Origin of the sequence: Lacihabitans lacunae, from assembly GCF_042649125.1 — a bacterium.
In the GTDB taxonomy this organism is placed as follows: Bacteria; Bacteroidota; Bacteroidia; order Cytophagales; family Spirosomataceae; genus Leadbetterella; species Leadbetterella lacunae.
Window position 1 is genome coordinate 3429156 of the sequence record NZ_JBHRYQ010000001.1, and the last position, 26595, is coordinate 3455750.

Genomic DNA, 26595 nt, shown 5'->3' on the forward strand with positions numbered 1-26595 from the left:
AAGTGTTTTTTTTATAATTTTTATAAAAGGATATAGCAGAAGAATAAGGGGCTTTAAAAGCGGAGATACAACTATGGAAAATTTGAAAGAAGAAACCCAAAGCGAAGAAATACAATATTATAACGAAGCCGAGAAGAAAGAGATAACCAAAAGGTATCGAAGGATTCTTAAAAGTGCTAAGGAGTTTTTGAAAGAAGGCGATACTAAAATAATAAGGAAGGCCCTCGCTATTTCTATGGAAGCTCATAAAGAAATGAGGCGTAAGTCTGGCGAACCGTATATTTATCATCCTTTAGAAGTGGCTCTTATTTGTGTGGAAGAAATTGGACTTGGGCCTACTTCTATTGTGTGTGCATTGCTGCATGATGTAGTGGAAGACACAGATATTACACTAAAGGAAATCAACGCTGACTTTGGTCCTAAGGTTACGCAGATTATAGATGGCCTTACCAAAATAGCCGAGAACTTTGAGCAAACGCAGTCTGCCCAAGCCGAAAATTTTAGAAAAATGCTTCTTACGCTTTCGCAAGATGTAAGAGTTATTCTGATAAAACTTGCAGATAGGTTGCACAATATGCGGACGCTGGGCAGTATGGCCCGTAACTCACAGCTCAAAATAGCTCATGAGACCATCTATATTTATGCTCCATTAGCTCATAGACTAGGGCTTTATCAAATAAAGTCTGAACTTGAGGATTTATATCTTAAAACCACTGAACCAGAAATTTACAAAGATATTTCATCAAAACTAAACTCTTCAAAAGCTTCTAGAAAGCGTTTGATAGATAGTTTTATGCGTCCGATTTCCAAGAGATTACGAGCGGCAGGTTTAGATTTTTATATCAAAGGAAGGCCTAAACACATATACTCTATTTGGAAAAAACTTACCAAGCAGAACGTCGCCTTCGAAAACATTTATGACCTTTTTGCTATCCGAATTATCTTAAAAGGTGTTTCTCCCAACGAAAAAGAGAAAGAAAAGGCATCTTGCTGGCAGGCATATTCTATCGTTACAGATGAGTATAAGCCAAACCCCGACAGGCTTAAAGATTGGATTTCTACTCCGAGAGCAAACGGCTATGAGTCGCTTCACACTACCGTTATGAGCAATTCGGGTGTTTGGGTCGAGGTGCAGATTCGTTCGGAAAGAATGGATGAAATTGCCGAAAAGGGATATGCAGCCCACTGGAAATACAAAGGAGCAGATACTTCGCTTGACAAACCTTTAGATATGTGGCTTAACCAAGTAAGAGACACTTTGGCCGCCAAAGACAACTCCGCCATAGAGTTTTTGGAGGATTTTCAAAGTAACTTGTTCAACGAAGAGGTCTTTGTGTTTACGCCAAAAGGCGACTTAAAGGTATTGAGAAAGGGAGCTACTGTGCTTGACTTCGCATTTGACATTCATACTGAAATAGGTAGAAAGTGCACAGCCGGAAAAGTAAATAGCCACTTGGTACCTATTAGTCAAGTTTTGCAAAATGGCGACCAAGTGGAAATTTTGACTACAAAAAATCAAAAGCCCTCTGAAGACTGGCTTAGGTTTGTGGTTACTTCTAAAGCAAAAGCCCGTATTAAAGACCTTCTAAAAGAAGGAAATAAAGGGTATGTTACAGATGGAAAAGAGATAATTACCAAAAAACTGAAACATTTGGGCTTAGAAAGTAGCCTCGAGGTTTTTAATCAATTAAGGGCTTATTTTAACAAAAAAGATTATAACGAACTGTTCTATTTCTTTGGGAAAGGATATATTTTACCCGACGAAATAAAGAAGTTTAAACAAGAAAAGGATGCGATTTTAAATCGTCAGAAAAAGATTGTTATAGACGAGAAGGCTTTTAAAGATGCTAAGGCATTTGAAAAGGAGATAAAGAAAGTTAAAGGAAACGACACGCTGCTCATTGGCGATGACATGCAGCAGATAGACTTTACCCTTGCACGCTGCTGTAACCCAATTCCGGGCGATGATGTTTTTGGCTTTTTAACCATAAATGAAGGCATAAAAATTCACCGAAATTTATGTCCCAATGCTCAGCAGTTATTGTCAAATTATGGCAACCGTGTAATAAAGGCACGATGGGCCAGTCAGATCGAAAAGTCATATTTGGTTACCATAAACCTAGCTGGAATAGACAGGGTAGGGATGATCCAAGATATTTCAAAAGTGATTTCGAGCGAACTGCACATTAACATGAGAGGCCTTTCGGTAGAAACCTATGATGGAATTTTCGAAGGAAAAATTAAAGTTTATGTATTTGATACCGTACATTTGGATGTTTTAATGAATAAATTATCAGAAATAGACGGCATGAATTCGGTGCTAAGAGCAAATGCAGATGAAATAAATTGAAACGTAAATTTTAAAAATTGAAAAAATCGATAAACCACATAAAGGCACTTGGTGTTTTGCTTTTAACACTAGTTTTAGTTGTTGAAAATGCAAATGCTCAACAGCTAAGGGAGTTAGATAGCTTATATGCTGTAAGAAAAGTATTTGATACTAAAATCTATAACCAAGGCATAAAACTTAGTCCGAGCACTATTAAGGCTACCTACGGCTCAAACAACTACTTTAAGTCAAACAGACTATATAAAAGAGGCAGTATTATGGTATTTGCCGGCCCACCGATTATAGCTGGAGGTTTATACATTGGATATGATGCCATAAAAGGTGTGCCCAAGCAAGTCTATGTAGATGGTGAGTTGGTAAACTATACCAAAAGGTCAATAACACAATTGATAGGCGGTATAGGAGTTTTTGTGGTGGGTATCTGCGTTATGGAATATGGAAATGAATTTAAGCAAACCTCCGTAGATTTATTTAACAATGCCAAAAGTAAGGAACGTAATGTTTCTAAGCTTTCGCTCGGAATAACCCCTGAAGGAGGTTTTGGCCTTGTTTATGGTTTGTAAAAATCAAAAACGCCTGTTATAAAAATCGAGCAGAGATAACAAATTTTAAAAATAGATTTTTTCTACCACTAAAACCCTTAATTTTGCAGTTCAATAAAAACGCTGATTTGGGCCTTAAACTCCATGGTGTCTGACAATAACAAAAATTTTCAAGCCGCGAAGCAGATATTCACTGCATATCTCGAAAATAAGCAGCTAAGAAAAACACCCGAAAGGTTTGCCATTCTAGAGGAAATATACAATCGAACCGACCACTTTGATGTGGAAGACTTGTACATTTCTATGAAAAACAAAAAATACCAAGTAAGTAGAGCAACCGTTTACAATACACTTGATCTATTGGTGGAGTGTGACCTGGTTACGAAGCATCAGTTTGGTAAAAACCTCGCTCAATACGAAAAATCATACGGATTTAAGCAGCACGACCACCTCATATGTATGGACTGTAACAAGGTCTTGGAGTTTTGTGATCCAAGGATTCAAAACATTCAGAATATGGTAGGGGAGTTTTTGGGTTTTGAGGTGATGCATCATTCGCTGATATTTTATGGAAACTGTAAGCGAGAAAATTGTGAAAACAAAAAAGAATTAAGTAACTAATATTTTAACGTACAAACATTAATGGTTGACATTTTATTGGGTTTGCAATGGGGTGACGAAGGGAAAGGCAAAATTGTAGACGTACTCGCTCCAGATTACAAAGTAGTGGCAAGGTTTCAGGGTGGCCCTAACGCCGGTCATACTTTAGAGTTTGATGGCAAAAAACACGTTTTGCACCAAATTCCTTCTGGAATATTCAGAAATGATTGTATTAATATTATAGGTAATGGGGTAGTTTTAGACCCAATTATTTTTAGAAAAGAAATTGATGGATTAAAAGACTTCAATATCGATTTTAAGAAAAACCTATTTATTTCAAAGAAGACGTCGATCATTATTCCTACACATAGGATTTTAGATGCGGCTTATGAAAACGCTAAAGGAAAAGAAAAGATTGGTTCTACGCTGAAAGGTATCGGACCTACGTATTCTGATAAAATTTCGAGACAAGGACTTAGACTAGGTGATATTTTGTCGCCTAACTTTAGCGAGAAATATCAAAAACTAGTAGATGCACACAAGCAAATACTAACGTTTTTAGACTTTTCGTATGACTTGGCTCCACTTGAGGCCGACTTCTTTTCTGCAGTTGAGTTTATTAAAGGCTTCAACTTAGTAGACAGCGAATATTTGGTTAACCAAAACCTTAAAAACAACACGAGAGTTTTGGCTGAAGGTGCTCAAGGTTCATTGCTTGACATTGACTTTGGATCATATCCATTTGTAACGAGCTCAAGCACTACAGCAGCTGGAGTTTGCTCTGGTTTAGGTGTTTCTCCTTCTAAAATCGGTGAGGTATATGGAATCTTCAAGGCATACTGCACACGAGTAGGGTCGGGTCCATTCCCAACTGAGTTATTTGACGAAGATGGCGAAAAAATGAGAAAGGAAGGAAGAGAGTTTGGTAGCACTACCGGAAGACCGCGTAGATGTGGCTGGATAGATTTACCTTCTCTAAAATATTCAATCATGCTAAATGGCGTAACGCAGTTAGTGATGATGAAAGTGGACGTGCTTAATATTTTTGATGAAATAAAAGTATGTACGCACTATGAGCTACCAGATGGTACTATCACTGAGGAGCTTCCTTTTGATATCTGCGACATGGACATTAAGCCTATTTACAAGACATTTAAAGGTTGGGGGGCTTCATTAGAAGGAATCACAGACTTTAATGTAATGCCAGATAACCTTAAAGCATATACGGCGTTTTTGGAGCAGGAAGTTCAGGTGCCTATCACGTATGTTTCTACTGGCCCAGACAGAACTGCAACTATGACGAGAGTATCTGAATTATGAACAAACCTTTAGCTCAATATCTTTTTGGGAATGAAACACTTTTTGTGCTGGATAAGTCTGGCCCAGAAAGTGTTTCTGACTTAGGTATGGTTAAAGAAGTAATACAAAACGTAGTAAAGGAACCAACACAACAACTCAATACGGAAGCTCCCAAAGCACCAATGCCACCCCAAGATGTAGTTTTGACGTCTAAAGTGGTAGTAATGGCAAATGGCTTTACCGAACCTCAAATTGGTTTCTTGACCAAAGTATTGGCAGCAGTAAATTTTGATATAAAAAACGTTGAGCTGTTTGATGTATTGAAACTTCAAAACCAAATGGTGAACTTTGAGAGTTCGAGCAGCGAGAAGATTATAAGCTTTGGCGTAAACTTACGTAAAATCGGACTTAATCATCCTCTGAAACTTAATCAGATAATACCTATCGGTAGCAAACAAATACTGATAGTAGAACAAATAGACAAGATTCAGCTCAACCAAAATGACGAGAAGAAGATACTTTGGGGCTTACTCAAATCTGTCTTTGATATCAATTAAAATTAGCGAAAGGTATCCTTTCGGGTTATTTTCAAATTATTCTACGACCGAATAATCAGTTTTTTGATCTTTTTTGCCCCTTTTGATAAGCAAACAAAAATTTCTCCTCCACTTATCTAAAAAACAATACCAGTTATCGAATCTGGCTATGAACTAAGGAATAGGGGGGTGTATATTGCATCAAGAATTTATTAAAAAGCTTTCCTAAAAGATTTAAGACATGAAATTATTATACACAAAACCAGCAGCGGTAGTTACCAGCTCATTCAGACTCCCATCAGTAGGTGTACTTTCAACTGAGACCGAAATGCAGATGAGAGTAGCCGGAAAAAAGAACTTAATTGATCTTAACAATATCATATATTTAAAGAGTGCTAAAAACTATACTATTTTTAAATTAAAAAATGGTAGAGAAATTATCAGCTCTAAAACACTCGGAATTTTTGAAGATGAACTAAAAGGAGTTTCTAATTTCGTTAGACCTCACAGATCTTACATCGTAAATTTCGATTATGTAGACGATTTACAATTTAACTGTCGTGGAGGAGAGTTATTCCTTGATGACGAAATAATTAATATTTCTCGTAGAAAAGCTGCGGATTTCAGAAGAAAGTACAGGAAATTCTTGACTGCTTCTGGTAAAAATGTAAGCTCAACTATCAGAATGAAGACTAAACTTAGAGTGTCTTGATAAAATACACTTGAACGTTAATTTTTACTTTTTGGGTTACTAGGAATGAAGTGCAGTTATACAGCACTTCATTTTTTTTGTGCCAATTGCTATGGGGTCTATAAAGAACAAATAGCAGCATTAAATATTAACTTTAGGTGAGTGTTATCTCGAAAGCCTTTCTTTGTCTATCTCATAGCTCGGTACACTACATCGTGAATTCGCTTACGAGTTTTGTTTGCCAGTAGCTTATTGTTGGTACTTGAAGGGTACACGCGGTTCGCTAAAAAGATAAAAATCAAATCCTTTTTAGGGTCTACCCAAGCCACTGTACCAGTGAATCCGGTGTGTCCATAGGTTTCGTCGCTTGCGTATTCGGACACGCTGCCGTCATTGTCTTTTGGCTTGTTCCAGCCCAATCCTCTATGCGTTTGACTTGATTGATCCTCGGTAAAATAATCGATGGTTTTAGGCGAAAAATAGCTGTTTCCCGCATAAGTACCTCGGTTGAGGTTCATTTGGAAAAGCTTAGCAAGGTCTATGGTATTAGAAAATAAACCTGCGTGGCCAGCCACTCCCCCAAGAGGGCGGCATTGGGATCATGAACGGTACCCCATATGGCACTGTTTCTGAATAACTGCTCTATTTCGGTTGGTGCTATGTTTTCTTTGGGCTTCTTTTTATAAATATTATAGCCCGTGTTTATCATTCCTAATGGCTTATAAAACGAATCGTCAACCAATTGGTCTAGTGGCTTTTGGCTGATGTTTTCTACCACCCTTTGAAGTAATAATAGCCCAAGGTCAGAATACACGTATTTTTTGGAAGTACTAAGCGGACTTTCTACGATCCACTTCAGCACCGAATCCTGAATAGTTGGAATGATATATAAGTTTTCGGCCACTTTAAGCATTTGGTTCGTGGAGTCAGAGGTGCTATAATAAGCAGGGTTGAAAGCGTCTTTTTCTAAAACCGTTTTTTTCCAAAAAGGATAAAATGCTTTTAATCCAGACTCGTGAAGCAAGAGTTCTTTGATTGTGATGTTTTGTTTGTCAGTGTTTCTAAGTTCCGGCACATATTCCGATACGCGTTTATTTAGATCCAGTTTTTTCTGATCATAAAGCCTCATTATTATCTGTAATGTAGCCGATACTTTGGTTAAAGAAGCGATATCATAAGACACGAAGTCGGTTACGCTTTCGTTAAAATTATAACGCAGGTTTCCGAAGTTTTTGTTGTACAGTATTTTGCCATTTTGGGCCACTAGTATTTCACAACCTGGAAATTCCCCATTTTTAATTGCTTGACCTACGATATAGTCTATTTCTCCAAGTTTATTTAAATCGATATTTTGTCCTGAAGAACCATCAAAACCTATTCTTCCTAAAGCTAAAGTTTTGATGCCGTCATTTAGTTTTGCATCTGACGAGAGCGTATTTACGGGTATTTTTCCTGCAGATGAATTTACTCCAAAAATTACATTTGCAGCAGCTATTTGAGCCCACTTTTCATCCTGATAACCACACATAAGCGTTTCGAAATCGTTAAAAAGTGCTAAACTATATGGGTTTCCAAAAACACAAACCACTACGCGAGTTTTCTTGGCTACTTCTGATATAAAAGAAATGGTTTCTTTGGTAATTCCGAAATCACGGCTGTTAAGGTTGTGCGTATCGTGCACACTAAAAATCACCAAGTCGTGTTTAGACGCTTCGTCAGACAGCCACGCATATTCACTAGATTTTGTGGGTTTAAATGGCATGGTATATGACTTTATTGGGCCATACAAATTAAGAGTTTTCTGAAACTCATTGTCAGGTTTGGCTCCAATGGCCACTGACGCATACGAAAGTTGAGTCAAGCTCTTGATTGGAAGCAAGTTGTCAAAGTCTTTTACTACCGTAATGGCCTTGTCGTAGACTTCAGCAATCAGATTTTCCGACTCGGCATTGTTGATGTCATATTGGATGTTTTTTAAATCTACAGGCGTATAGTGATTTAAACCCATCCAAAATTTCGATTGTAAAATTCTTTTTACTTTAAAGTCAAGGTCATTTACGGAAATAGTACTGTCTAAAAGTCGTTCTTTAATTCGGTTAAATGCAACTTCAACATTGGCTGTTTGCAGCAAAACGTCGTTGCCTGCCTTAAAAGCCTCTACTTCAGCATCACCAATTGGATAATAACGCAAAAGTCCTCGCATATTTAGAGCGTCGGTAAATACTAGACCATTATATTTGAGCTCTTCCTTAAGGTATCCATCTATTATTTTTTTAGAAACACTAGCCGGTGTGTTTGCTTGAGACTCCAGCGTGGGCACATATAAGTGACCAATCATTACGCTGCCTATACTGTCAGCAAACAGCTTTTTGAAAGGATAGGTTTCTATGTCGTCTAAGCGTTTTTTGTTGTGATCAAGTACGGGTAGCGAGCGGTGGGAATCTACCTCAGTGTCGCCATGACCAGGAAAGTGCTTGGCACACGCCATTACTCCTTGCTCTTTCATGCCTGCACTAAACCCCCTCAACATACCCGAAGCAATGGTTTTTGACTCTCCAAAAGAGCGATAATTAATTACGGGGTTTTTTGGGTTAGAGTTTAAGTCAGCAACCGGAGCGAAATTGATATTTATACCAATTCGTTTACATTGTCGACCGATTTCCGCACCCACGCGTTCCATTAGTTCGGGGTCTTGGGTGGCACCCAAAGTGATGGCTTTGGGAAACGAAACAGAATTGTCTAAACGCATACCTAATCCCCATTCGCCGTCTATCCCTATCATTAGGGGCGTTTTAGACGCGGCCTGATATCTATTAGTAAGCATTGCTTGTGTTATGGGGTCTCCCTGAAAAAATATAACACCGCCCAAGTGAAGTCTTTTTATTTGTTCTTCAAGCTTGGCATAGTCGGCCTCGCTTCGGTTTGAATATGCCGAAACCATAAATAATTGCCCAATTTTTTCATCGAGGGTCATTTCTGACATTACGGTGTTTACCCATATCTCACGCTCTCTTGCAAATTTTTGTTCAGCGGTTTCTTTTTGAGAAGGTGCTGGCGTAACTATTATTTTTTTTGGAGCGGGTTTTTCGAAGGAAAGTATGCCAGTATTAGATACGAAAGAGCCTGAAATCAGGATCAGTGAAGTGTTGAGGATTAGTTTTTTGAATGTTAAGTCGATCAGCATAAATAATTTTTGAATTACCTTTAAAACACACTTTTTTCAATTTAAAGTTTTTGAGATAGATAATCAAAAAACAAAGTCAAAAACGGGGGCAAAAATACTTAAGCTCCCTAAGTATAAGTTTAACTTGCAAAAAAGCACAATATTATCTTTTAAAGAAAAGAAATGCAGGATTTTATGGCTAATCGGGAAGCGGGATATGTTTTTTTGATGAAATAATTAGAATTTGTTTATGCTTATATAGCTTTTAGGATTTTTGGGTTGAGTATCCATTTATATGTTACCTAGCATATAGCTATTTAGAATCTTGAATATTAGTATCACTAAGTTCTTTTTTTTCTTCTTCGCTTTATCGCCTATTTTTAGGCAAAAGGCGACTGTTCTTTCGTTGAAAATTGGAGTTTATTATTGTATAGTTTTATACTTCACCTCGGTTGCAAAGTCTTTTATTTTTTGCACCATTTCTTTGCCAAGGCCTTTTCTTCTATGGCTTTCTTTGAAAAAATATATCAATGATTTTATTTCATATTTTGAAGATGAGTTTTCAGTGTAGGGTTATTTGTTTTTACAAAGCCTCAGGCCCTGGTCTTCTCCTTTGGAATTGCCCACGTAGCTACCTTCGTAGGCGATTTCGGTGCAAAAATCTGCCCCAGCCCATCCGCCACCTTTCCATGGGCGTTCTTTTACCGTTTCACCCTCTAGTGCGTGCCAGCCATAACACCATTCTTTTACATTTCCTGACATATTAAATAGGCCTAATTCATTCGAGATTTTGCTGCTTATAGGTTTTGTTTTGCAGTTGTTTTTTTGGATTTCAGACCAATTCCAAAAACCAAGTAATTCTTTATCGCCTGAATTGGCATAAAACCAACCTGCTTCTTTCGCATCGTTGCTTCCACTATAAATATAGTCTTTACTCAATTGTCCGCCACTAGCGGCATATTCCCATTCTATGGTAGTAGGTAAGCGATAACCATTTGCTCCTTGATTGGTGCCTACAAGCCATTTGAGATTGTCTTTTTCGTCTTTTTTTTCTAAGTCTGTTTTAGTCGTGTCAAGGGTATAATATGGAACTAGCCCTTCTTTTTGGCTTTTTTTGTTACAAAACGCTATGCAGTCATACCAAGTAACGGTCTCTACCGGAAGGTTATCACCCTTAAACTTTGAGGGATTTTTTCCCATTATCTCGTTCCATTCTTTTTGTGAAACTTCATGTTTTCCAATATAAAAATCTGGGATAGTTATATTTGAACCGGAAAAGTTAGTTCTACTGTTTTTAAAAGCTCCGCCTTTTACCAATATCAATTCTTCATTTTTGCTTTCTTGTTTGCAAGAAATTAAGAATACGACTTGAAAAAGAAACAAAATATAAAACTGGTATTTCATTGAAAATAAGGATAGGTAGTATTTAGAAAAAAACAGAATATTAAACAAAAGAAAGGTTAAAGATGCCTGACTCACATAACACGAGTCAGGCAATATAAAATATAGATTAAAATGCTAAAACTTACCAAACTGTGGCATTTATAGAACCCGATTTGTTTCCAAATGCCTCTAATCCAAACACTTGATAGTCATAGCTTCCAAATCCTTGTCCACCTTTACTTTTCCAGTTATTAATATGCGTGGTCATGTTTATAGATTTACTTCCATTAAATGACTGACCACCCCAATTGTCGATATATTGCCAAAAATCGCCATTAACACCTGTAATGTTTGGTTGGTTAATTTGCTTGTGCTTGGCAAAAGTATAGGTATGACCATCTGCACTTATTGTATTTACAACACGCCCAGCATCTGCACCACTACCGCCGGCATATGGGATGTTTCCTTTTTCTACTACATAATACTCAATTAGCGGGCTTTTGGTCCAGCCATAGACTCCCACAAAATTGTAACTTCCACTAATCGAACCCACATTGTAATTAATGGTTCTCGATGAGCCTGGTTTCCACCCTTTTCCGCCAACTACATCACCCACATTTGTGTAATCTATTTGAAAGTTTCCCGCATAAGTGTTAGCATTGGGAAATGTTAAATCGGAAGTTCCACCACTGGTATAAAGTGTATAGAAAAATCCGTGGTCTGTGCCTGTTCCATTGCTTAATCTGGCACCTCGGTCTCTGCTAGTTGCGGTGCTAGGTGAAGGATTTACTTTTTCAGTTTCTTCCTTGGAGCAACTTGTGAAAATCATTAGAAATGCTGCCGAGCAGCTTAACACTTTGGCACCAATAGAATGGTTTGTTTTCATAATTGTGAATGTTTAAAAATTAAGATTGAAATGTTTTGATTTAATAAAACTATTTTAACAATTAATATAATTTTATTGGCACAAACGTATTCCACATACTTGAATTCACAATTAGGGATTACCCTAAAAAACTTTTTTTACTTGTTTTAACAACTATCCCAAATGTTACTTTTGTGTTTTAGAATCAACTATGGAGTGGATATTTGGGTAGAAATAGGATATCTTTTTTTTTAAAAAAAAACAGTGTCCCAAACGAGACACTGCTTTCTAAATCGATAAAGGATTATTTATCTAATTGGTCGAATTACATAACTATACCCAAGGTTACCCGCTTTTATCTGGTATTCTTTGTGTGGCATATAGCCCCAGCTGTTATCGCCACCTACGCCCATTTGGCCATAGTCTATGTTTACGCTTATCAGGTCTCTAACTGGGACGTCAAATGTATGACGTTGGTTTTTTTGCATGCCTTCGTCAAAATCTGAGTTTAACTGATTATGAGCACTAAAGCTAAATGTTTTTGGAGCCGAAATTTCGATTCCTTTTCCGCCAGTATTTGTAAATGACAAAGTTCTAATGTCGGTTCTGTACCCATTTTCTTGGGGACGAATGTAAGCAAAATACAAGTCTTTTACTTTGGCAGCATAACTTCCGATAAGTGCAGAGGTTTTTCTGTCTGAGTAGTTCTCGTGCTCTCCTCGGCCGTACCATTTTACGTTTTCGTAGCTTGGGTCAAGTATCAAGTTATTTCCAAATCGAGGTAAAATAGGCAAGTTTTCTTGTATGTTTTGAAGTTGCGTGTTTACCCAAATTTCGCCTTTGGCATTAATGGTATATGTAACCGTCACTTCTCCTTCCACAGCGGCTAATTTATAAGTGGCAGCAAGTGTTAGTTCGTTTTTTACTTCAATTGCATTATTAGAAATTTCAGAAGCAGTCGTCATTTTTTGTCCTCCATCAGTGCTAATATTTAAACTTACCAAATTTTGGCCATAGGTAGCGTCTTTCCACGGTTTTAGCATTTTTGGCATATTATAACCGAAGTCGTTGTCGTTTGGTGCACGCCAAAAGTTAGGTTGAATACCACTTTTTATTACGTTCCCATGGCCGTAGTCTAAAGCTGTCAATGTGCCTTTTTTTACATCAAAACTCATTTTAAATCCATTTCCGGTCACATTCACAGTCTCTCCAGATTTCACTAACAAAACACCCACTCCCGTTTTTTCGAAAGGAATTGGGGTGAAATTAGTAAGCTGAAATTGCTCATAAGCCATCAAATGCCCGGCCGGAATAAGGGCACTCGCGTTTTTAGAGTGCATATATACATTTAAAAAATACTCAGAATTTGGATTAGAAAGCTCCGGTAATTTTACCTGAACCTCTTTGGTAGCATAAGGAGCCAAGTCTAGGGTAGGCAATTCGCCAGTATCAATTTGCTTTCCGTTTTCCATCAAGGCCCAAGAAAAATGATACTCAGACAAGTTAGTAAAATCAAATTTGTTTGTGATGGCTAATTTTCCAGATTTGGGATCTTTCGACTTGATTTTAACGTATTGGTAAACTTTTTTGACTTCATAAAGTGCTGGATGAGCCGAGCGGTCCGGATTTACGATTCCGTTTAAACAGAAGTTATTGTCGTTTTGCAGGTCTTTTCCGCCTAAGTCTCCTCCGAAAGCGTAAAATTGAACTCCTTTGTCGTTTTTGGTTTTAAGCCCTTGGTCTACCCAATCCCATATAAAGCCACCTTGCAGCACGTCATATTTTTCTATAACATCCCAATAGTCTTGTAAGTTACCCATGCTGTTTCCCATAGCATGTACATATTCGCACTGAATAAGCGGGCGATTTGGGTTGTTTTCTGCAAACTTTATGGTTTCCTCTATTGTGGCATACATAGGAGCCTGAATGTCTGAGTTAGCATAGTTTGTGGCACCTTCGTACTGTACAGGCCTACTTTTGTCTTGAGACTTTAGCCATGCGTAAGTTGCCTCTAGGTTTGCTCCATTTCCAGCCTCATTTCCTAAGGACCAGGTTACGATTGAGGTGTAGTTTTTATCACGCTCAAACATTCGCACGGTGCGGTCCATGTGCATAGCTTTCCACTCAGGCCTATATCCCGGATGAATGGCCTTTGCTTTTTCGTCGTTGTCAAGACCTTGGTTGGTAGTTCCCATTCCATGAATCTCGATATTGGCTTCGTCTACGATATAAAAACCATATTTGTCTGCCATTCTGTAGAAAAACGGATTTTTAGGATAATGGCTACAACGGATGGCATTTAAGTTGTTTTGCTTCATTATCTGCATGTCTTTTAGGGTCAATTCCTCCGAAATCACGTGACCTTTGGTTTCGTCGTGGTCGTGGAGGTTTGTTCCTTTTATCAATACAGGCTGACCATTTACCAAAAACTGATTGTTCTTGATTTCTATTTTTCTAAAACCAATTTTCGAGCTAATTGCTTCTGTGGTAACGCCCTTATTTTTTAAGTTAAAAACCAGTGTATATAGATTTGGTTTTTCGGCATTCCAGGTTTTAATGTTTGGCAAAGCTTTTTCAAAACTCACAGCATTTTTTCCCTCTGTTAGCTTTAATTTCTTGGTTTCGGTATACATAATTTTGCTGCCGTCAAACAAACTTACCTCAAGCTGGTAAGCATCAGCCTTGGTGTTGGCATTGGCAATCACAAAATCTAATTTCAACAATCCGTCGCGGTAAGTATTGGTTAAATCGGCCAAAACGCGATAGTCTTTAATAGTCGTTTTGTTTGTGGCATAGAGATAAACTTCTCTGTCGATACCACTCAAACGCCAAAAATCTTGGTCTTCCATGTAGCTGGCATCTGACCAGCGTAGTACCTGCACAGCAAGCGAGTTTTTTCCTGATTTCAGGTATTTGCTAATGTTAAATTCTGCTGGCGTTTTGCTGCCTTCGTTGTATCCCACTTTTTGGCCATTTACCCAAACATACATGGCTCCACTTACGCCTCCAAAATGTATGAAAACATCTTTTCGGCCCCAGTTGGCAGGTATTTCAAAGTCACGTTTGTAGCTACCCACAGGGTTTTTATCATGGGGAATAAACGGCGGATTTTTCGGAAACGGATACACGATATTGGTATAAATAGGCGTGCCGTGGCCGTTTAGCTCCCAGTTAGAGGGAACCGTGATTTTGTCCCACTTTGAAGTATCAAAGTCGGCATTAAAAAATGTAGTTGGTCGCTCAGGAACAGTGTTGACATACTTAAAATCCCAAGTACCATTTAGCGATTTATAAAAAGGAGATTTCTCCCAATTTTCGTTTTGTAAGGCTGTTTTGGTGTCTGCATATCGGTAAAAAGTAGCAGTAGGAGCTTCGCGATTAATTTGGAAAACCTCGGGATTTTCCCATTCGGGGTTTTCCCATTTGGGAGCTTGTGCTTGACCACTTAGGCTCGAAAAAAGCAAAAGGGTTGCGGGTAAAAACTGTAGTGCAGTTCTTTTTTTCATAAAGTTTTTAATTAAGGTTGATTGAAATTCTCCCCAAAGCGACCCTCAGGGGTAGTCGATTGAGCAGTTTGTATGCAACACCTCGGCGGTTTCATACGCCCAAGAGTTACAAACAACTCACTAAAATAATAGATAAATGTGAGAGAAGGTAGTTTGTTGCTGTATTAATTGATTTGGGATTTAAATTCCTCTATTTCCTCTTTAGGTTTTGGAAGTTCTTTAATTATAATAGTCCAAATAACCTCATCTGAAATATTGTCGTATTCGTGGGCAATTCTTTTTCCAATAACCCGCTGGGCATTATTAATTTCAATTTTTGACTCTTTGTATTTCGTAATTCGATTGACTGCTTCTCCAATTATTTCGATGTTTCTTTCAACAGCCCTTTTAGTTTTTAGGTCGCCTTGATACACCTAGAAATCTCTTTTTTCCGGCAAGAAATCAAATATTTCATTAATGGACCGTGTAATATCTTCAAGCCATGACATTATTCTATTGTCCATAAATCAGTACTTTAGTTTCATTTAATTCCTTTTTAAAAAACTGATTATTAATGGCTCTTTCTTCAACTAGATCAACTTGTCTTTTTAAGAGGTCTTCAAGGTTTTCTTTAAGGTTGAAATACAAGTCAGTATATTTGAAAGGGTCATTTTCATTAAAGTCAACTATAAAGTCAATATCTGATTCTATATGGAAGTCATTGCGAGTTACTGACCCAAAGGCAGAAAAAGTTTTCACTTTGTATTTTTCACAAAGCTTTCTGATAGGATATATGTTTTTATCACTCAATTGCATAATTCAAAAATAGTTAAATTTTAATCCTTTTTACTAGGTTTTTGATTTGAAACTATAAAATATGGAGCTCATTTATTGGTAATTTAATTGTTATTATATGGTACATTAAAAGTTAATTGAATTTGTCTTTTTTAGAGATGTATTCAATTTTATATCGAGCTAAAGTGTGGAGTAAAGTTTGTTGTGAAATTATTTAAAAAAGCTCAAATGTTAGAATTTTAGTAAAAATAAATAATTAGTGAATATAAATAAAAGGATTTAAGATATACAATAAATATGATTCACTTTTTGTGGCAGGGATAGTAGCGGAGCTCTTTTGACTGGCTTGTTGGCCAGGCAAAAAGCGGGAGTGGATAGCCCGGTCTCGGCTTTGCCTGAGAGCCGCCCTTAATATTTTTGTTTTTGGGGTGTTTATGTAGCTTGTTTGGTTGTATTGGTGTGCGAAGGGCATGTTTCGGGAATTATTTGGCGAGAAGTTTATTGTATTGGCTTTTGGTTATTTTGTGTGATTTTGGGTTTGAGTGGACTTATTTGAGGTTGTGGCGGATATGCCATAACTAATTGCCTCTAGTTTTTCCTTTTGTGGGTATTAAATCGTAATTTTGCGTGCGATTTTTGAAGAAATCACTTCAGAAACAGAAAAAACAGTAATAGCATGCTTACAGTATCTAATCTTTCGCTTCAGTTTGGAAAGCGGGTATTATTCGAAGATGTAAATTTAAAATTTGTTCCGGGTAACGTATATGGCCTCATAGGTGCCAATGGGGCTGGAAAAACAACTTTTGTGAAAATCCTTTCGGGCGAAATAGAGCCTACCACAGGAACGATGTCTCTTGACCCGGGTGAGCGTATGTCGGTTTTAAAACAAAACCAGAATGCCTTTGATGAATATACCGTGCTCGACACGGTAATGCGTGGGAACGAAAAACTGTATGCGGTAATGACCGAAAAGGACGCCATATATATGAAGGAGGACTTTTCGGAGGAAGACGGAAATCGAGCGGCCGAACTAGAAGGCGAGTTTGCCGAAATGAACGGTTGGGAAGCGGAATCTGATGCAGGTTCGTTGCTTTCGGGTTTGGGAGTTTCGGAAGATATCCACCAGTCGCTGATGTCTGAGATTAACCCTGCCGAAAAAGTGAAGGTGTTATTGGCTCAGGCTTTGTTTGGTGACCCTGACGTGCTGCTTTTAGATGAGCCTACCAACAACCTTGACATCGAGTCGATTTTGTGGTTAGAGAATTTCTTGATGAACTTCAAAAACACAGTAATAGTGGTTTCTCACGATAGACACTTTTTAGATAACGTGTGTACGTATATAGCTGACCTTGACTTTAAGAAAATTACGATTTATGGAGGGAACTACTCGTTTTGGTATGAGTCTAGCCAGCTAGCTGCTCGTCAGAAGGCGGATCAGAATAAGAAAGCAGAGGAGAAAAAGAAGGAATTGGAAGATTTTATCAGAAGGTTCTCTGCCAACGTAGCGAAGTCAAAACAAGCCACTGCTCGTCAGAAAATGATTGAGAAATTGGATATTTCGGCTATACAGCCATCGTCAAGAAGGTACCCGTATATCGGATTTAAGCCTGAAAGAGAAGTGGGTGACCAAGTGCTTACAATTGAAAACTTAAGCTACAAAAATGAGGAAGGCCAATATTTGTTTAAAGACCTGAATCTACATGTAAACAGAAATGAGAAAATTGCGTTTTTGAGCAAAGACGGCATGGCGGTTACGGCCTTGTTTGATATTTTGATGGGTAAAAAGACGGCTACTTCGGGAGACTTTAAGTGGGGAGTAACTATAACGAAAGATTATTTACCAAATGACAACTCAGAATATTTTACAGACAGCAGCCTGACGCTTGTGGATTGGTTGAGAGACTATTCTACTGACAAAGACGAAACGTTTGTGCGTAGTTTCTTGGGTAGAATGTTGTTTGCAGGCGAGGAGGCATTAAAAAAATGTACGGTATTGTCAGGAGGAGAGAAGCAAAGGTGTATGTTCTCAAAAATGATGCTTTCGAACTCAAACGTGTTGCTTTTTGATGAGCCAACCAATCACCTTGACTTAGAGTCTATTCAGGCACTCAACAAAGGAATGGAGGAATTTGAAAGCAATATATTGTTTACATGTCACGATCATCAGTTGACAAATTCGGTAGCAAACAGAATAATAGAATTAGCTCCGAAAGGCATATTGGATAAATTAATGACGTTTGATGAGTTTTTAACAGACGAAAAAGTGAAAGTTCAAAGAGCGGAATTGTATAAGTAAGTAGTATATATTTATAGATATTTTAAGAAAAGCATACCTTTTGGGTGTGCTTTTTTTTGTCTACATGTTTTTTTAAGACGAAAGATTGATACTTTAGAGAAAAACTGAGACTTGAAGAGGAGTGAAATTTTGTAAATGGAGTGAGGAGTTATGTTATGAAAAGGATATTTAACGGTGTTATTTTTTGTAATTGTCAGAATTATATCTAATTTTCATTCCTTTTTTTATTCAAGTCAAAAAAAGTTATTGAAATAATAGCCCGATTAAGCACTTGAAGCTAAAAGAATTACGTTATGGTGTGACTGAAAATATTTTGGCACGATAATTTCAAATAGTGGAATATTATTAAATATTTTTTTTCATTCGGCGTTTAATACTATATGAGTTTTTTATTAAGTACGGCAAAAGTGAATAAGGCAATATTTTTTGGATTACTAATCAGCCCAACTATCCATAGTTTTGGGCAGCAGGTGGTGTATAAGTCGTCTTCGCTTTCGGTTAGTGATAACACCGTTAAGAAGTCATATGCAACGGTTAATCCTACTCCGGAAATTAAGAACCTCAACAAAGATTTGTTATCAGCACCTAACGAGGTAGACTCTAAGGTGGTCATAGTTGCCAAAACCGCTCCATTGGGTTTAGATATTAACTATGTGCCGTTTTTTGGAGGATATACAAAATCAGAAACCCAGCTAATAGACGACGAAATATTCTTGAAAGATTGTGATAAGTCATTTACCTCAAGAAATGAAGCGAGTGATTTTTTCGCTAAAATGGGATGGCAATATCTAGAAGAAGGACAAAAAGACCAATCTATTCATAGGTTTAATTTGTCGTGGTTGCTTAACCACCACAATGTTGACGCTTATTGGGGGCTTGGCGTGGTTGAGTATCAGTCTGGTTCGCCTTCAAAAGCAATAGATATACTAACCCAAGGTTTGGAGTTGGGTGAAAATAAGAACTATGTAATGATGGTAGATTTGGCTACAATATACATTCAGATGGCTACCAATAAACCAAACGCAGTGTTAGAAATTGCCAATGCTAAAAAGCTTTTAGAAACGTCGTTAGACCTTCAACCCGGATATACCACGGCATGGATGCAGATGACACTAGTAGAAATATTAGAAAACAACATAGATAAGGCTTGGGAAACTTTTCACAAAGGTTATGATATAAGCCCTTCAGAAATTAACCTTTCTATATTGGGGGAGCTTTTAAGCAGAAAAGAAGACCCCAAAAAAATCTTTAAAGCTGACAGATAAAATAGACTAAAGTATTATTTAATTGAATATATTATCCTGAATGATTAATTTTGTTCAGGATTTTTTGTTGTGAAACAAAGGACAAATTGCAGGATTAAAAGCAAAGTAAAATGCCTGAAGAAGGAAAAGTAAGAGTAAATAAGTTTTTGAGTGAAGTGGGTTTCTGTTCTAGAAGGAAAGCAGATGACCTTGTAGCGGCCGGAAGGGTAAAAATAAACGGGGTAGTACCCGAAATGGGCACTAAAGTGAGCAAATCGGATGTGGTAACCGTGGATGATAAAACGATTTTCGAGCCCAAAGAAGACTTTATTTATCTGGCATTTAATAAGCCCGTGGGCATAGTGTGTACTACAGATACCAAAGTAGAGAAAGACAATATTATTGACTACATCAACCATCCAAAGCGGATTTTCCCAATTGGAAGGTTAGACAAGCCCAGTGAAGGCTTGATATTTTTAACCAATGACGGGGATATAGTTAATAAAATTTTGCGAGCAAGAAACAATCACGAGAAAGAGTATATTGTGGAGGTAAATAAGCCCATATCGAAGGAGTTTATCCAAAAGATGGGTAATGGGGTGCCGATTTTAGATACTATTACCCGGAAATGCAAAGTAGAACAGTTGAGCAGACTCACTTTTAAAATTATATTAACACAAGGCCTCAACCGTCAGATTAGACGTATGTGTCAGTTTCTTGACTATGAGGTTATGCGACTAAAGCGTGTAAGAATAATGAACATTCACCTGGATGTGCCTGTGGGGCAATGGCGATATTTGACAGAAAAAGAAGTGGGAGAAATAAACAGATTGGCGGAAAACTCAGCGAAAACCTTTGACTGACGATTAAATTATTTCTGGTATTAGTTTCAAAAAGAAAAGCGAAGGATGTATTCCCTCGCTTTTTATATTTCTATCTAATTAATTCTTAAGCAGCCCCACCATTTACAGAGATACAGTGGCCGTTTATGTATGAAGACTCATCTGAGGCTAAAAACAGGTAAGCGTTTGCTATGTCTTCTGTAGTTCCCATGCGTTTTGCAGGTATTTCAGATACAATTTTGTTTCTTACCTCCTCGGGCATAAGGTCAGTCATTTCGGTTTTGATAAACCCAGGTGCCACGGCGTTAGCTGTGATATTGTGCTTTGCAAATTCCTTCGCCCAAGTTTTTACCATGCCTATTATTCCCGCCTTGGTAGCCACGTAGTTGGTCTGCCCAAAGTTACCTGTAATGCCAACAATGGAAGAAGTACAGACTATTTTGCCGTATTTATGCTCTACCATGTAAGGCACCACTTCTTTGGTGCAGTTAAACACACCGGTTAAGTTCACGTCTATTACCGACTGCCATTCATCTTGGCTCATTTTGAGAAATGAGCGATCTCTCGTAATGCCGGCATTATTTATCAGTATGTCTATTCGGCTATATTTTGCTATAATTTCATCTACAGCTATTTTTATTGCAGCAGGATCTGTTACGGCTACCTTCATGAAGGCTGCTTTTCCTCCATTTTTTATAATTTCATCAGCGGTTTCTTGCCCTTGTTCCAGTAAATCCCAAATGATGACGGTGGCTCCTTCTTTGGCAAAAAGTTCTGCTGCGGCTTTGCCAATTCCTCTGGCTCCTCCTGTAATGATCGCTATTCTGTCTTTTAATCTCATGTTTTATGCTACGTTAGGTTTGACAAATGGGGCTTTAGTTACCATAGCTTTTACAAATTTGTCTCTGATTTTTATAAAAACCTCCGTATTGGTTTTAGAAAATGCTTTTTTAACATATCCCATCGCTATTCCTTTCGATAGCATAGGAGACTGTGTGCCAGAGGTTATCTCTCCGATAGTATTTCCTTCAGCGTCGCAGATTTCGTAATGCGACCTTGGAATACCTCTGTCTATCATTTCTATGGCTACAAGTTTATTTTCTAAACCTTCCGTTTTCTGTTTTAAAAGGGCTTCGCTGTTAATAAAATCTTTCGTGAATTTGGTAACCCAGCCTAAGCCTGCCTCAAGAGGCGATGTGGTGTCTGTGATGTCATTTCCATATAGACAGTACCCCATTTCTAACCTCAACGTGTCTCTTGCACCTAGTCCGATAGGTTTTATGTCAAATTCAGCACCAGCTTCAAATATTTTTTTCCAAATATCAAGAGCCGCTTCGTTTGGCAAATAGATTTCAAAACCACCAGCACCTGTATATCCAGTAGCCGAAATCATTATATTTTTATGACCTGCCAAGTCGGCGTATTGAAATGTATAATAATCCATAGTAGAAAGGTCTACATTAGTCAGTTTTTGTAGCGTTTCTAAAGCTTTTGGACCCTGGACGGCAAAAAGACACGTGCTTTCCGAAATGTCTGTCATCTCTACACCGAAGGTATTGTGACTTGATATCCAATCCCAATCTTTTTTGATGTTAGAGGCATTTACTACCAAAACGTATTCATTTTGATTTACGCGGTAAACCAAAAGGTCGTCTACCACACCGCCAGTAGCGTTTGGAAGGTAGCTATATTGAATTTTGCCATCGAAAAGGGTTGAGGCGTCGTTGGCTGAAACTAGTTGGATTAGGTCCAAAGCATTTTCGCCTTTTAGTAGAAACTCACCCATGTGAGACACATCAAAAACTCCTACTGACTCACGCACACAGCGGTGCTCTTCATTGTCTGAGGAATATCTAACGGGCATGTAGTAGCCAGCAAATGGCACCATTTTGCCGCCGATAGATTCGTGATAGTCACTGAGGGGTATTTTTATTGCATCCATAGTATTGGTAGAAGTTTATTGATTTTACAAATATAGTTTTGAATTTCGACGTTTCTAAATATCCATTTAATCTCAAAATAAATGAATAGGAAATGAGCCGCCTTTAGGAAACAAAACTTCGTCAGACTCGGGCAGTTCTATAAAGCCATCGGCGTCAGAAAGGCTCAGAAAATCACCCGAACCGTTGTGCTGCACAGGCGTAGCGAATACCTTACTCTCATTATAAGAGATTTTTACTTGTAAGAAATACGTGAGTTGAGGCCTAAAACGAATGTCTTCAGTCAAAATAGCCGTTTGGCTCGTAAAAGCCGGCTGTCCGAAGTATTGGTTAAACCACGGAAGCACATATCTTACGGTACACAGAAAAGTAGAAACGGGATTTCCTGGTAGTGCAAAAACTAAGTTTTTATCAGTTTTGCCGAACCACATGGGTTTTCCTGGCTTCTGAGCTATTTTATGAAACAGCTTGGTCACTTTGTTTTTTTCTAAAGCTTCAGGTATATAGTCTTTCTTTCCCATAGAAATACCGCCCGAAAGAATCAAAATGTCATATTCTGAAAGTGCTTTTTTTATGGCTTCTGCCGTTTGTACTTTGTTGTCGGCAATGTGAATGTGCGTAGACGGAATGCCTTGCTTACGTAATAGTGCCGCAATGGCGTACATATTCGACATCCTGATTTGGTGGGGCAGCGGCTCTTTATCAATCGTGACGAGTTCATCTCCTGAAGAAATTAAAGCCACTTTAGGGGCTTTTATTACCTTTAGGCTTTGTTTTCCTAAAGTAGCCGCCACCGCTATGTGCGATGCATTTATTTTTTTACCTGCTTGTATCAATCTTTCACCCGCTTTTTTGTCCATTCCTTTAAAATGGATATTTTGTGCAGCAGTTACCTCAGCTTTTATTTCAGCAAAGCCATTTATGATTTCTAAATCTTCGTATCTAATTACAGTATCTGTGTTTAAAGGTAAAACAGCTCCCGTCATTACCTCCAAACAGCCCTTCGGAATAGTTAGTGTTTTTTGTGGATCGCCAGCAGCCTGTATTTCTTGAATTGCGAATGCCGTATTGCCGTTTTTGAAATCTTCATAACGAATAGCGATACCGTCCATGCTTACGCGGTCAAAAGGAGGGAAATCTCTATCTGCATGTAAGTCTTCGGCTAGTATTTTTCCGTAGGCGTTTTCTAAACTTAAAAGTTCACTTTGTGTCGGGAACTGGCATGCTAGAATTTGCTCTGTTGCGGTTTGTACAGAAATTAATTTCATATTTTATTTAAATATCATGGGTTGTTCGCGGTCATGAATAGGCAGCGGTCGGTTTCTAAGGTGTTCGCCGGAGCGGTTAGCGAAAACCATTTTAATTTCAGAAACTATAGAAAGGGCAATCTCATCGGGAGTGGTGGCTCCAATGTCAAGTCCAACTGGAGCAAATATGTTTTGGGTGTTCACTTCTGCTCCTTCTTGCTCAAGCTCGTGCCATATTTTTTCAGCCCGCACCCGAGGGCCAAGCATGCCAATGTAAGGTAAATTTAAAGGCAATGTACTTTTTAAATTTGCTTTGTCTGTATTTAAACTGTGAGACATAAGCAATATGGCTGAGTTTTTATCAAGCATTTCGGGCTTAAAGTCTTCCAAAACATGGCTTTTTAGCTGCTCCTTTATTTTGCTTTTTTCAGAAACAATAAATAAGTCCCAACCCAAAGACAAGACCAAGTCGGCGAGCGGATAAAGGTCGTATTGATTTCCGAAAATATAAACTTTAATGGGTTTAGGCACGAGTTCTACATAGACGTTTAGGCCATTTTCGAAAAACAGATTTTTTGATTTTTCTAAATTTTCGATTGATTTCGCCAAGGTTTCTAAATCTGAATAACCTGAAAGAGGCTTTAAGTCAGGAGCCTTATTATATCTAAAGATTTTCCCTAAAAGGTTTTTAGCATTTTCAGGAGCTTTGGTGATTGTAATTAGAATATGATTTTGTTCGGGAAAATGTAAGGTGTCTTCGAGTAATTTTATCGGGTTGTGGCTGTCGGTTTTATCTATAGGAACAAACAACACGTCGATAATTCCGTTGCAACCTAAGCCAACTCCAATTTGATGGTCGTCGTCGGTGGTGGTGTCATAGGTGACCAAACTAGGTGAATCCTTTAGAATCGCCATTTTGGCCCTTTTTAGGGCATCGCCTTCTAGACAGCCGCCGCTAATTCCGCCAACCCAAACACCTGTTTCGAAAACCAACATGCGTGCACCTGTGCGTCTGTATGAAGAGCCTTCTACACGAACCACTGTGGCCAAAGCAGCCCTCTCGGAGTGGCTATGATAGGCGTTTACGATTGATTTTATTTCTTTCACGTTTTATATTTTCGATTGAATAAAAACTAAGCTTTATACGATTTAAGTTTTCAGCCAATGATTACTTGTTTCAGAAAAGCATTCTTTCTTTACTTTTGTTTCCAAAACTTTAATTTCAAAGGCGAAAATAAGTATGCTATCTAAGTTTAGCTTAAATTTACCCATAAAATCAGTTTTATCGTAAATAGGAGTGCCCCTATTTTTTAAAAACAACAAAACATGAGCAGTTTTACGCATTTAGATACACAAGGAAATCCATCTATGGTAGATGTTGGGGCTAAAAAGGTTACCTTAAGAACGGCAATTGCAAAGTCGATTTTAGTTTTGGATGAACAAATAATGGCTCAATTTGGTCAAAATGATATTCAATCGAAAAAAGGACCGGTTTTTCAGACTGCCATAATAGCTGGAGTGATGGCAGCCAAGAAAACGGGCGAATTAATTCCGCTTTGTCATCCTTTGGGCTTAGATAATTGCCAAATTTCAATAAGGATTAATGAAAAAAATGAGGTAGAGGTAATTTGCAAAGCCTCGCTTACTGCCAAAACAGGTGTAGAGATGGAAGCTTTGGTTGGTGCTTCAATGGCAGCTTTGACTATATATGACATGTGCAAAGCCATGTCGCATAATATTGTGATTAAAGAAACGCGTTTAATAGAAAAAACAGGAGGAAAAAGGGATTTCAAACTTGAAGACTGATGACTAAGAAACACGAAAAACATACGAAATTAAAAAAGCCAGCGATTGGTTTTTATGGAAGAAATGAACTTGCTTTTGTGGGGGCACCGTGTGGCTTAATTCAAAAGTATGTGGAACGTTTAATTTTAAGCTTTGGTGACACCAAAAATGTAGTTTATGTAGACGCAGACCATGGAGCCAAGGAAGGAGGCATAGCCTTCGCTACTTTTCAAGATAAGATATCACACAAAAGATTTGAGAAAAAGGATGTGAATGACTTTGATCTGAAGTTTCTATTGAATGATCAAGACTTTATTTTTGTGAACGGAAATCACTTTCAAGCAAATAAGCAAGTGGTTTTTATTCATCCTGAAAAAGAAGCTTCTCTTAAAAAAAGAATAGGACAACTTACGGAAGTAATTGCTGTGGTTTTGGCTGAAGGAATGGATAAGCCTTTCGATTGGCTTGAGGATACGATAGGTACGGAGGTTAAAATATTAAAAATTGAGGATGTGGCCTATATGCACACTTTGGTTTTAGAAAAAATGACGCAAGTTCCTTTAAAGGCTTTGATACTTTCAGGAGGAAAAAGCACTCGAATGGGATTTGATAAAACGACTATTAACTACCACGGCAAACCACAAAGAGAGTATTTGGCTGATATTTTTGACAAGTTGGGGGTAGAAACATTTTTCTCATGTAGAGCTGATCAAGTTTCTGAATTTGGAGAAAATACGATTACGGATAAATTTTTGAATTTAGGGCCATATGGAGCTATTTTGTCGGCTTTTCAAACTGATCCTGATGCCGCTTGGTTGGTGTTGGCGTCTGATATGCCGCTCATACAAATGCAGGAAATTGAGTTTTTGATTCAAAAAAGAAATTCTTTTAAAACCGCTACGGCGTGCTTTAACCCAGAAACCAACTTCCCTGACCCACTTTTTACTATTTGGGAACCAAAGGCATATTTAAGTTTATTGAGTTATTTAACCTTGGGGTATTCGTGTCCTAGAAAGGTGTTGATAAATTCGGAGATAGAATTGGTGCAGCTGCCAGACCCAAAGGTATTAGCAAATGTAAACTCACAAGAAGATAAAGCTGCTTTGGGGCTTTAACTAAGGGGTAGCAGATACCCAGACTTCGCCGTCTTCAAAGTATTCTTTTTTCCAAATGGGTACAGTCTCTTTTAAGGTGTCAATAGCGTATTGACAGGCATCGAAGGCAGCTTTACGGTGTGCAGACGCCACGGCTATAATAACCGGAATTTCCCCAACTGCCAATGTTCCAACCCTGTGATGGATAGCGATTTTGTCTATATTGAATTTTGAAATGGCAGCTTTCGCAATTTTCCTCATTTCTGATATTGCCATAGGCTCGTACGCTTCAAAATCAAGTTTGCGTACAGTTTTTCCTTTTGTATGGTTTCTTACTGTGCCTACAAAATGCACAATGCCACCCAAAGCGGGGTCTAACACCAAGGCTTGGCACTCGTCTAAAGAAAGCGATTGGTCTGTAAGTTTTATATCTATCAT

Annotated in this window: 24 protein-coding genes; 11 read left to right on the plus strand and 13 right to left on the minus strand. The window is 38.0% G+C overall.

Going from position 1 to position 26595, the window contains the following annotated elements:
* The first annotated feature begins 73 nt into the window (after nucleotides 1–73).
* The 6 genes from ACFOOI_RS14825 to ACFOOI_RS14850 all read left to right on the plus strand — a co-directional run bounded on the left by ACFOOI_RS14825 (nucleotide 74) and on the right by ACFOOI_RS14850 (nucleotide 6039).
* Nucleotides 74–2350 (plus strand): RelA/SpoT family protein, encoded by a 2277-nt coding sequence (locus ACFOOI_RS14825; RefSeq protein WP_379838786.1) that lies wholly within the window; start codon nucleotides 74–76, stop codon nucleotides 2348–2350.
* Between the two features lie 17 nt (nucleotides 2351–2367).
* Entirely contained in the window at nucleotides 2368–2913 is a 546-nt protein-coding gene (locus ACFOOI_RS14830) for a hypothetical protein (RefSeq protein ID WP_379838787.1), read from the plus strand.
* 123 nt (nucleotides 2914–3036) lie between these two features.
* On the plus strand, nucleotides 3037–3513 hold the full coding sequence (locus tag ACFOOI_RS14835; RefSeq protein ID WP_379838788.1) for a Fur family transcriptional regulator: 477 nt from the start codon (nucleotides 3037–3039) through the stop codon (nucleotides 3511–3513).
* A 21-nt stretch (nucleotides 3514–3534) separates the two neighbouring features.
* A complete protein-coding gene (locus ACFOOI_RS14840; protein WP_379838790.1) occupies nucleotides 3535–4812 on the plus strand; it encodes an adenylosuccinate synthase in 1278 nt (425 codons plus the stop codon).
* Nucleotides 4809–5348 carry a hypothetical protein gene (locus ACFOOI_RS14845; protein WP_379838791.1) on the plus strand — a complete coding sequence of 180 codons (540 nt, stop codon included), beginning with the start codon at nucleotides 4809–4811 and terminating at the stop codon, nucleotides 5346–5348. The genes ACFOOI_RS14840 and ACFOOI_RS14845 overlap by 4 nt, the downstream gene beginning before the upstream one ends.
* 220 nt (nucleotides 5349–5568) lie before the next feature.
* The gene (locus ACFOOI_RS14850) at nucleotides 5569–6039 is read left to right on the plus strand and encodes a LytR/AlgR family response regulator transcription factor (protein ID WP_379838792.1); all 471 of its coding nucleotides are present in this window, start codon (nucleotides 5569–5571) and stop codon (nucleotides 6037–6039) included.
* A 167-nt stretch (nucleotides 6040–6206) separates the two neighbouring features.
* On the opposite strand, the gene ACFOOI_RS14855 is transcribed toward ACFOOI_RS14850, so the two are convergent.
* The 8 genes from ACFOOI_RS14855 to ACFOOI_RS14890 all read right to left on the minus strand — a co-directional run bounded on the left by ACFOOI_RS14855 (nucleotide 6207) and on the right by ACFOOI_RS14890 (nucleotide 15730).
* Complete coding sequence (locus ACFOOI_RS14855; protein WP_379838793.1) at nucleotides 6207–6593, minus strand: serine hydrolase; 387 nt, start codon at nucleotides 6591–6593, stop codon at nucleotides 6207–6209.
* Entirely contained in the window at nucleotides 6557–9202 is a 2646-nt protein-coding gene (locus ACFOOI_RS14860; protein ID WP_379838794.1) for a glycoside hydrolase family 3 N-terminal domain-containing protein, read from the minus strand. Before ACFOOI_RS14860 ends, ACFOOI_RS14855 begins: the two co-directional genes overlap by 37 nt.
* A 402-nt stretch (nucleotides 9203–9604) precedes the next feature.
* Nucleotides 9605–9712 carry a GNAT family N-acetyltransferase gene (locus tag ACFOOI_RS14865; protein ID WP_379838795.1) on the minus strand — a complete coding sequence of 36 codons (108 nt, stop codon included), beginning with the start codon at nucleotides 9710–9712 and terminating at the stop codon, nucleotides 9605–9607.
* Nucleotides 9713–9754: 42 nt separating this feature from the next.
* Nucleotides 9755–10585, minus strand: coding sequence for a formylglycine-generating enzyme family protein (locus ACFOOI_RS14870; RefSeq protein ID WP_379838796.1), 831 nt, complete (start codon nucleotides 10583–10585; stop codon nucleotides 9755–9757).
* 121 nt (nucleotides 10586–10706) lie between these two features.
* The gene (locus ACFOOI_RS14875; RefSeq protein ID WP_379838797.1) at nucleotides 10707–11450 is read right to left on the minus strand and encodes a glycoside hydrolase family 11 protein; all 744 of its coding nucleotides are present in this window, start codon (nucleotides 11448–11450) and stop codon (nucleotides 10707–10709) included.
* Nucleotides 11451–11737: 287 nt separating this feature from the next.
* Entirely contained in the window at nucleotides 11738–14935 is a 3198-nt protein-coding gene (locus ACFOOI_RS14880; protein WP_379838799.1) for a glycoside hydrolase family 2 TIM barrel-domain containing protein, read from the minus strand.
* Between the two features lie 164 nt (nucleotides 14936–15099).
* Nucleotides 15100–15348 carry a HepT-like ribonuclease domain-containing protein gene (locus ACFOOI_RS14885; RefSeq protein ID WP_379838800.1) on the minus strand — a complete coding sequence of 83 codons (249 nt, stop codon included), beginning with the start codon at nucleotides 15346–15348 and terminating at the stop codon, nucleotides 15100–15102.
* Between the two features lie 79 nt (nucleotides 15349–15427).
* Nucleotides 15428–15730, minus strand: a complete 303-nt coding sequence (locus ACFOOI_RS14890) for a nucleotidyltransferase family protein (protein ID WP_379838801.1) — start codon at nucleotides 15728–15730, stop codon at nucleotides 15428–15430.
* Nucleotides 15731–16385: 655 nt separating this feature from the next.
* Here ACFOOI_RS14890 and ACFOOI_RS14895 point away from each other — a divergent pair.
* From ACFOOI_RS14895 to rluF, 3 genes are all read left to right on the plus strand, one after another.
* The gene (locus tag ACFOOI_RS14895; RefSeq protein WP_379838802.1) at nucleotides 16386–18005 is read left to right on the plus strand and encodes an ABC-F family ATP-binding cassette domain-containing protein; all 1620 of its coding nucleotides are present in this window, start codon (nucleotides 16386–16388) and stop codon (nucleotides 18003–18005) included.
* A gap of 380 nt (nucleotides 18006–18385) precedes the next feature.
* Nucleotides 18386–19270, plus strand: a complete 885-nt coding sequence (locus tag ACFOOI_RS14900) for a tetratricopeptide repeat protein (RefSeq protein WP_379838803.1) — start codon at nucleotides 18386–18388, stop codon at nucleotides 19268–19270.
* A gap of 110 nt (nucleotides 19271–19380) precedes the next feature.
* On the plus strand, nucleotides 19381–20112 hold the full coding sequence (gene rluF, locus ACFOOI_RS14905) for a 23S rRNA pseudouridine(2604) synthase RluF (RefSeq protein WP_379838804.1): 732 nt from the start codon (nucleotides 19381–19383) through the stop codon (nucleotides 20110–20112).
* A gap of 85 nt (nucleotides 20113–20197) precedes the next feature.
* Here the strand turns inward: rluF and fabG are convergent, their stop codons facing one another.
* The 4 genes from fabG to ACFOOI_RS14925 form a co-directional block, all read right to left on the minus strand.
* Complete coding sequence (gene fabG, locus ACFOOI_RS14910; protein WP_379838805.1) at nucleotides 20198–20932, minus strand: 3-oxoacyl-[acyl-carrier-protein] reductase; 735 nt, start codon at nucleotides 20930–20932, stop codon at nucleotides 20198–20200.
* Between the two features lie 3 nt (nucleotides 20933–20935).
* Nucleotides 20936–22033 carry a glycine cleavage system aminomethyltransferase GcvT gene (gene gcvT / locus ACFOOI_RS14915; RefSeq protein ID WP_379838806.1) on the minus strand — a complete coding sequence of 366 codons (1098 nt, stop codon included), beginning with the start codon at nucleotides 22031–22033 and terminating at the stop codon, nucleotides 20936–20938.
* Between the two features lie 72 nt (nucleotides 22034–22105).
* Complete coding sequence (locus ACFOOI_RS14920; protein WP_379838807.1) at nucleotides 22106–23299, minus strand: molybdopterin molybdotransferase MoeA; 1194 nt, start codon at nucleotides 23297–23299, stop codon at nucleotides 22106–22108.
* A gap of 3 nt (nucleotides 23300–23302) precedes the next feature.
* Nucleotides 23303–24385, minus strand: a complete 1083-nt coding sequence (locus ACFOOI_RS14925) for an XdhC family protein (RefSeq protein WP_379838808.1) — start codon at nucleotides 24383–24385, stop codon at nucleotides 23303–23305.
* Between the two features lie 219 nt (nucleotides 24386–24604).
* Between ACFOOI_RS14925 and moaC the strand changes: the two genes are divergently transcribed.
* A complete protein-coding gene (gene moaC, locus ACFOOI_RS14930) occupies nucleotides 24605–25084 on the plus strand; it encodes a cyclic pyranopterin monophosphate synthase MoaC (RefSeq protein ID WP_379838809.1) in 480 nt (159 codons plus the stop codon).
* Complete coding sequence (locus ACFOOI_RS14935; RefSeq protein WP_379838810.1) at nucleotides 25084–26178, plus strand: NTP transferase domain-containing protein; 1095 nt, start codon at nucleotides 25084–25086, stop codon at nucleotides 26176–26178. Before moaC ends, ACFOOI_RS14935 begins: the two co-directional genes overlap by 1 nt.
* On the opposite strand, the gene ACFOOI_RS14940 is transcribed toward ACFOOI_RS14935, so the two are convergent.
* Nucleotides 26179–26595, minus strand: coding sequence for a molybdenum cofactor biosynthesis protein MoaE (locus ACFOOI_RS14940; protein WP_379838811.1), 417 nt, complete (start codon nucleotides 26593–26595; stop codon nucleotides 26179–26181).

Coding starts and splice junctions, on each gene's coding strand:
- gcvT (WP_379838806.1), bottom strand. CDS start 22,033: ATGGATGCAATAAAAATACCCCTCAGTGACTATCACGAATCTATCGGC.
- ACFOOI_RS14845 (WP_379838791.1), top strand. CDS start 4,809: ATGAACAAACCTTTAGCTCAATATCTTTTTGGGAATGAAACACTTTTT.
- ACFOOI_RS14875 (WP_379838797.1), bottom strand. CDS start 11,450: ATGAAAACAAACCATTCTATTGGTGCCAAAGTGTTAAGCTGCTCGGCA.
- fabG (WP_379838805.1), bottom strand. CDS start 20,932: ATGAGATTAAAAGACAGAATAGCGATCATTACAGGAGGAGCCAGAGGA.
- ACFOOI_RS14835 (WP_379838788.1), top strand. CDS start 3,037: ATGGTGTCTGACAATAACAAAAATTTTCAAGCCGCGAAGCAGATATTC.
- moaC (WP_379838809.1), top strand. CDS start 24,605: ATGAGCAGTTTTACGCATTTAGATACACAAGGAAATCCATCTATGGTA.
- ACFOOI_RS14940 (WP_379838811.1), bottom strand. CDS start 26,595: ATGATAGATATAAAACTTACAGACCAATCGCTTTCTTTAGACGAGTGC.
- ACFOOI_RS14880 (WP_379838799.1), bottom strand. CDS start 14,935: ATGAAAAAAAGAACTGCACTACAGTTTTTACCCGCAACCCTTTTGCTT.
- ACFOOI_RS14860 (WP_379838794.1), bottom strand. CDS start 9,202: ATGCTGATCGACTTAACATTCAAAAAACTAATCCTCAACACTTCACTG.
- ACFOOI_RS14900 (WP_379838803.1), top strand. CDS start 18,386: ATGAGTTTTTTATTAAGTACGGCAAAAGTGAATAAGGCAATATTTTTT.
- ACFOOI_RS14920 (WP_379838807.1), bottom strand. CDS start 23,299: ATGAAATTAATTTCTGTACAAACCGCAACAGAGCAAATTCTAGCATGC.
- rluF (WP_379838804.1), top strand. CDS start 19,381: ATGCCTGAAGAAGGAAAAGTAAGAGTAAATAAGTTTTTGAGTGAAGTG.
- ACFOOI_RS14825 (WP_379838786.1), top strand. CDS start 74: ATGGAAAATTTGAAAGAAGAAACCCAAAGCGAAGAAATACAATATTAT.
- ACFOOI_RS14890 (WP_379838801.1), bottom strand. CDS start 15,730: ATGCAATTGAGTGATAAAAACATATATCCTATCAGAAAGCTTTGTGAA.
- ACFOOI_RS14935 (WP_379838810.1), top strand. CDS start 25,084: ATGACTAAGAAACACGAAAAACATACGAAATTAAAAAAGCCAGCGATT.
- ACFOOI_RS14895 (WP_379838802.1), top strand. CDS start 16,386: ATGCTTACAGTATCTAATCTTTCGCTTCAGTTTGGAAAGCGGGTATTA.
- ACFOOI_RS14870 (WP_379838796.1), bottom strand. CDS start 10,585: ATGAAATACCAGTTTTATATTTTGTTTCTTTTTCAAGTCGTATTCTTA.
- ACFOOI_RS14850 (WP_379838792.1), top strand. CDS start 5,569: ATGAAATTATTATACACAAAACCAGCAGCGGTAGTTACCAGCTCATTC.
- ACFOOI_RS14840 (WP_379838790.1), top strand. CDS start 3,535: ATGGTTGACATTTTATTGGGTTTGCAATGGGGTGACGAAGGGAAAGGC.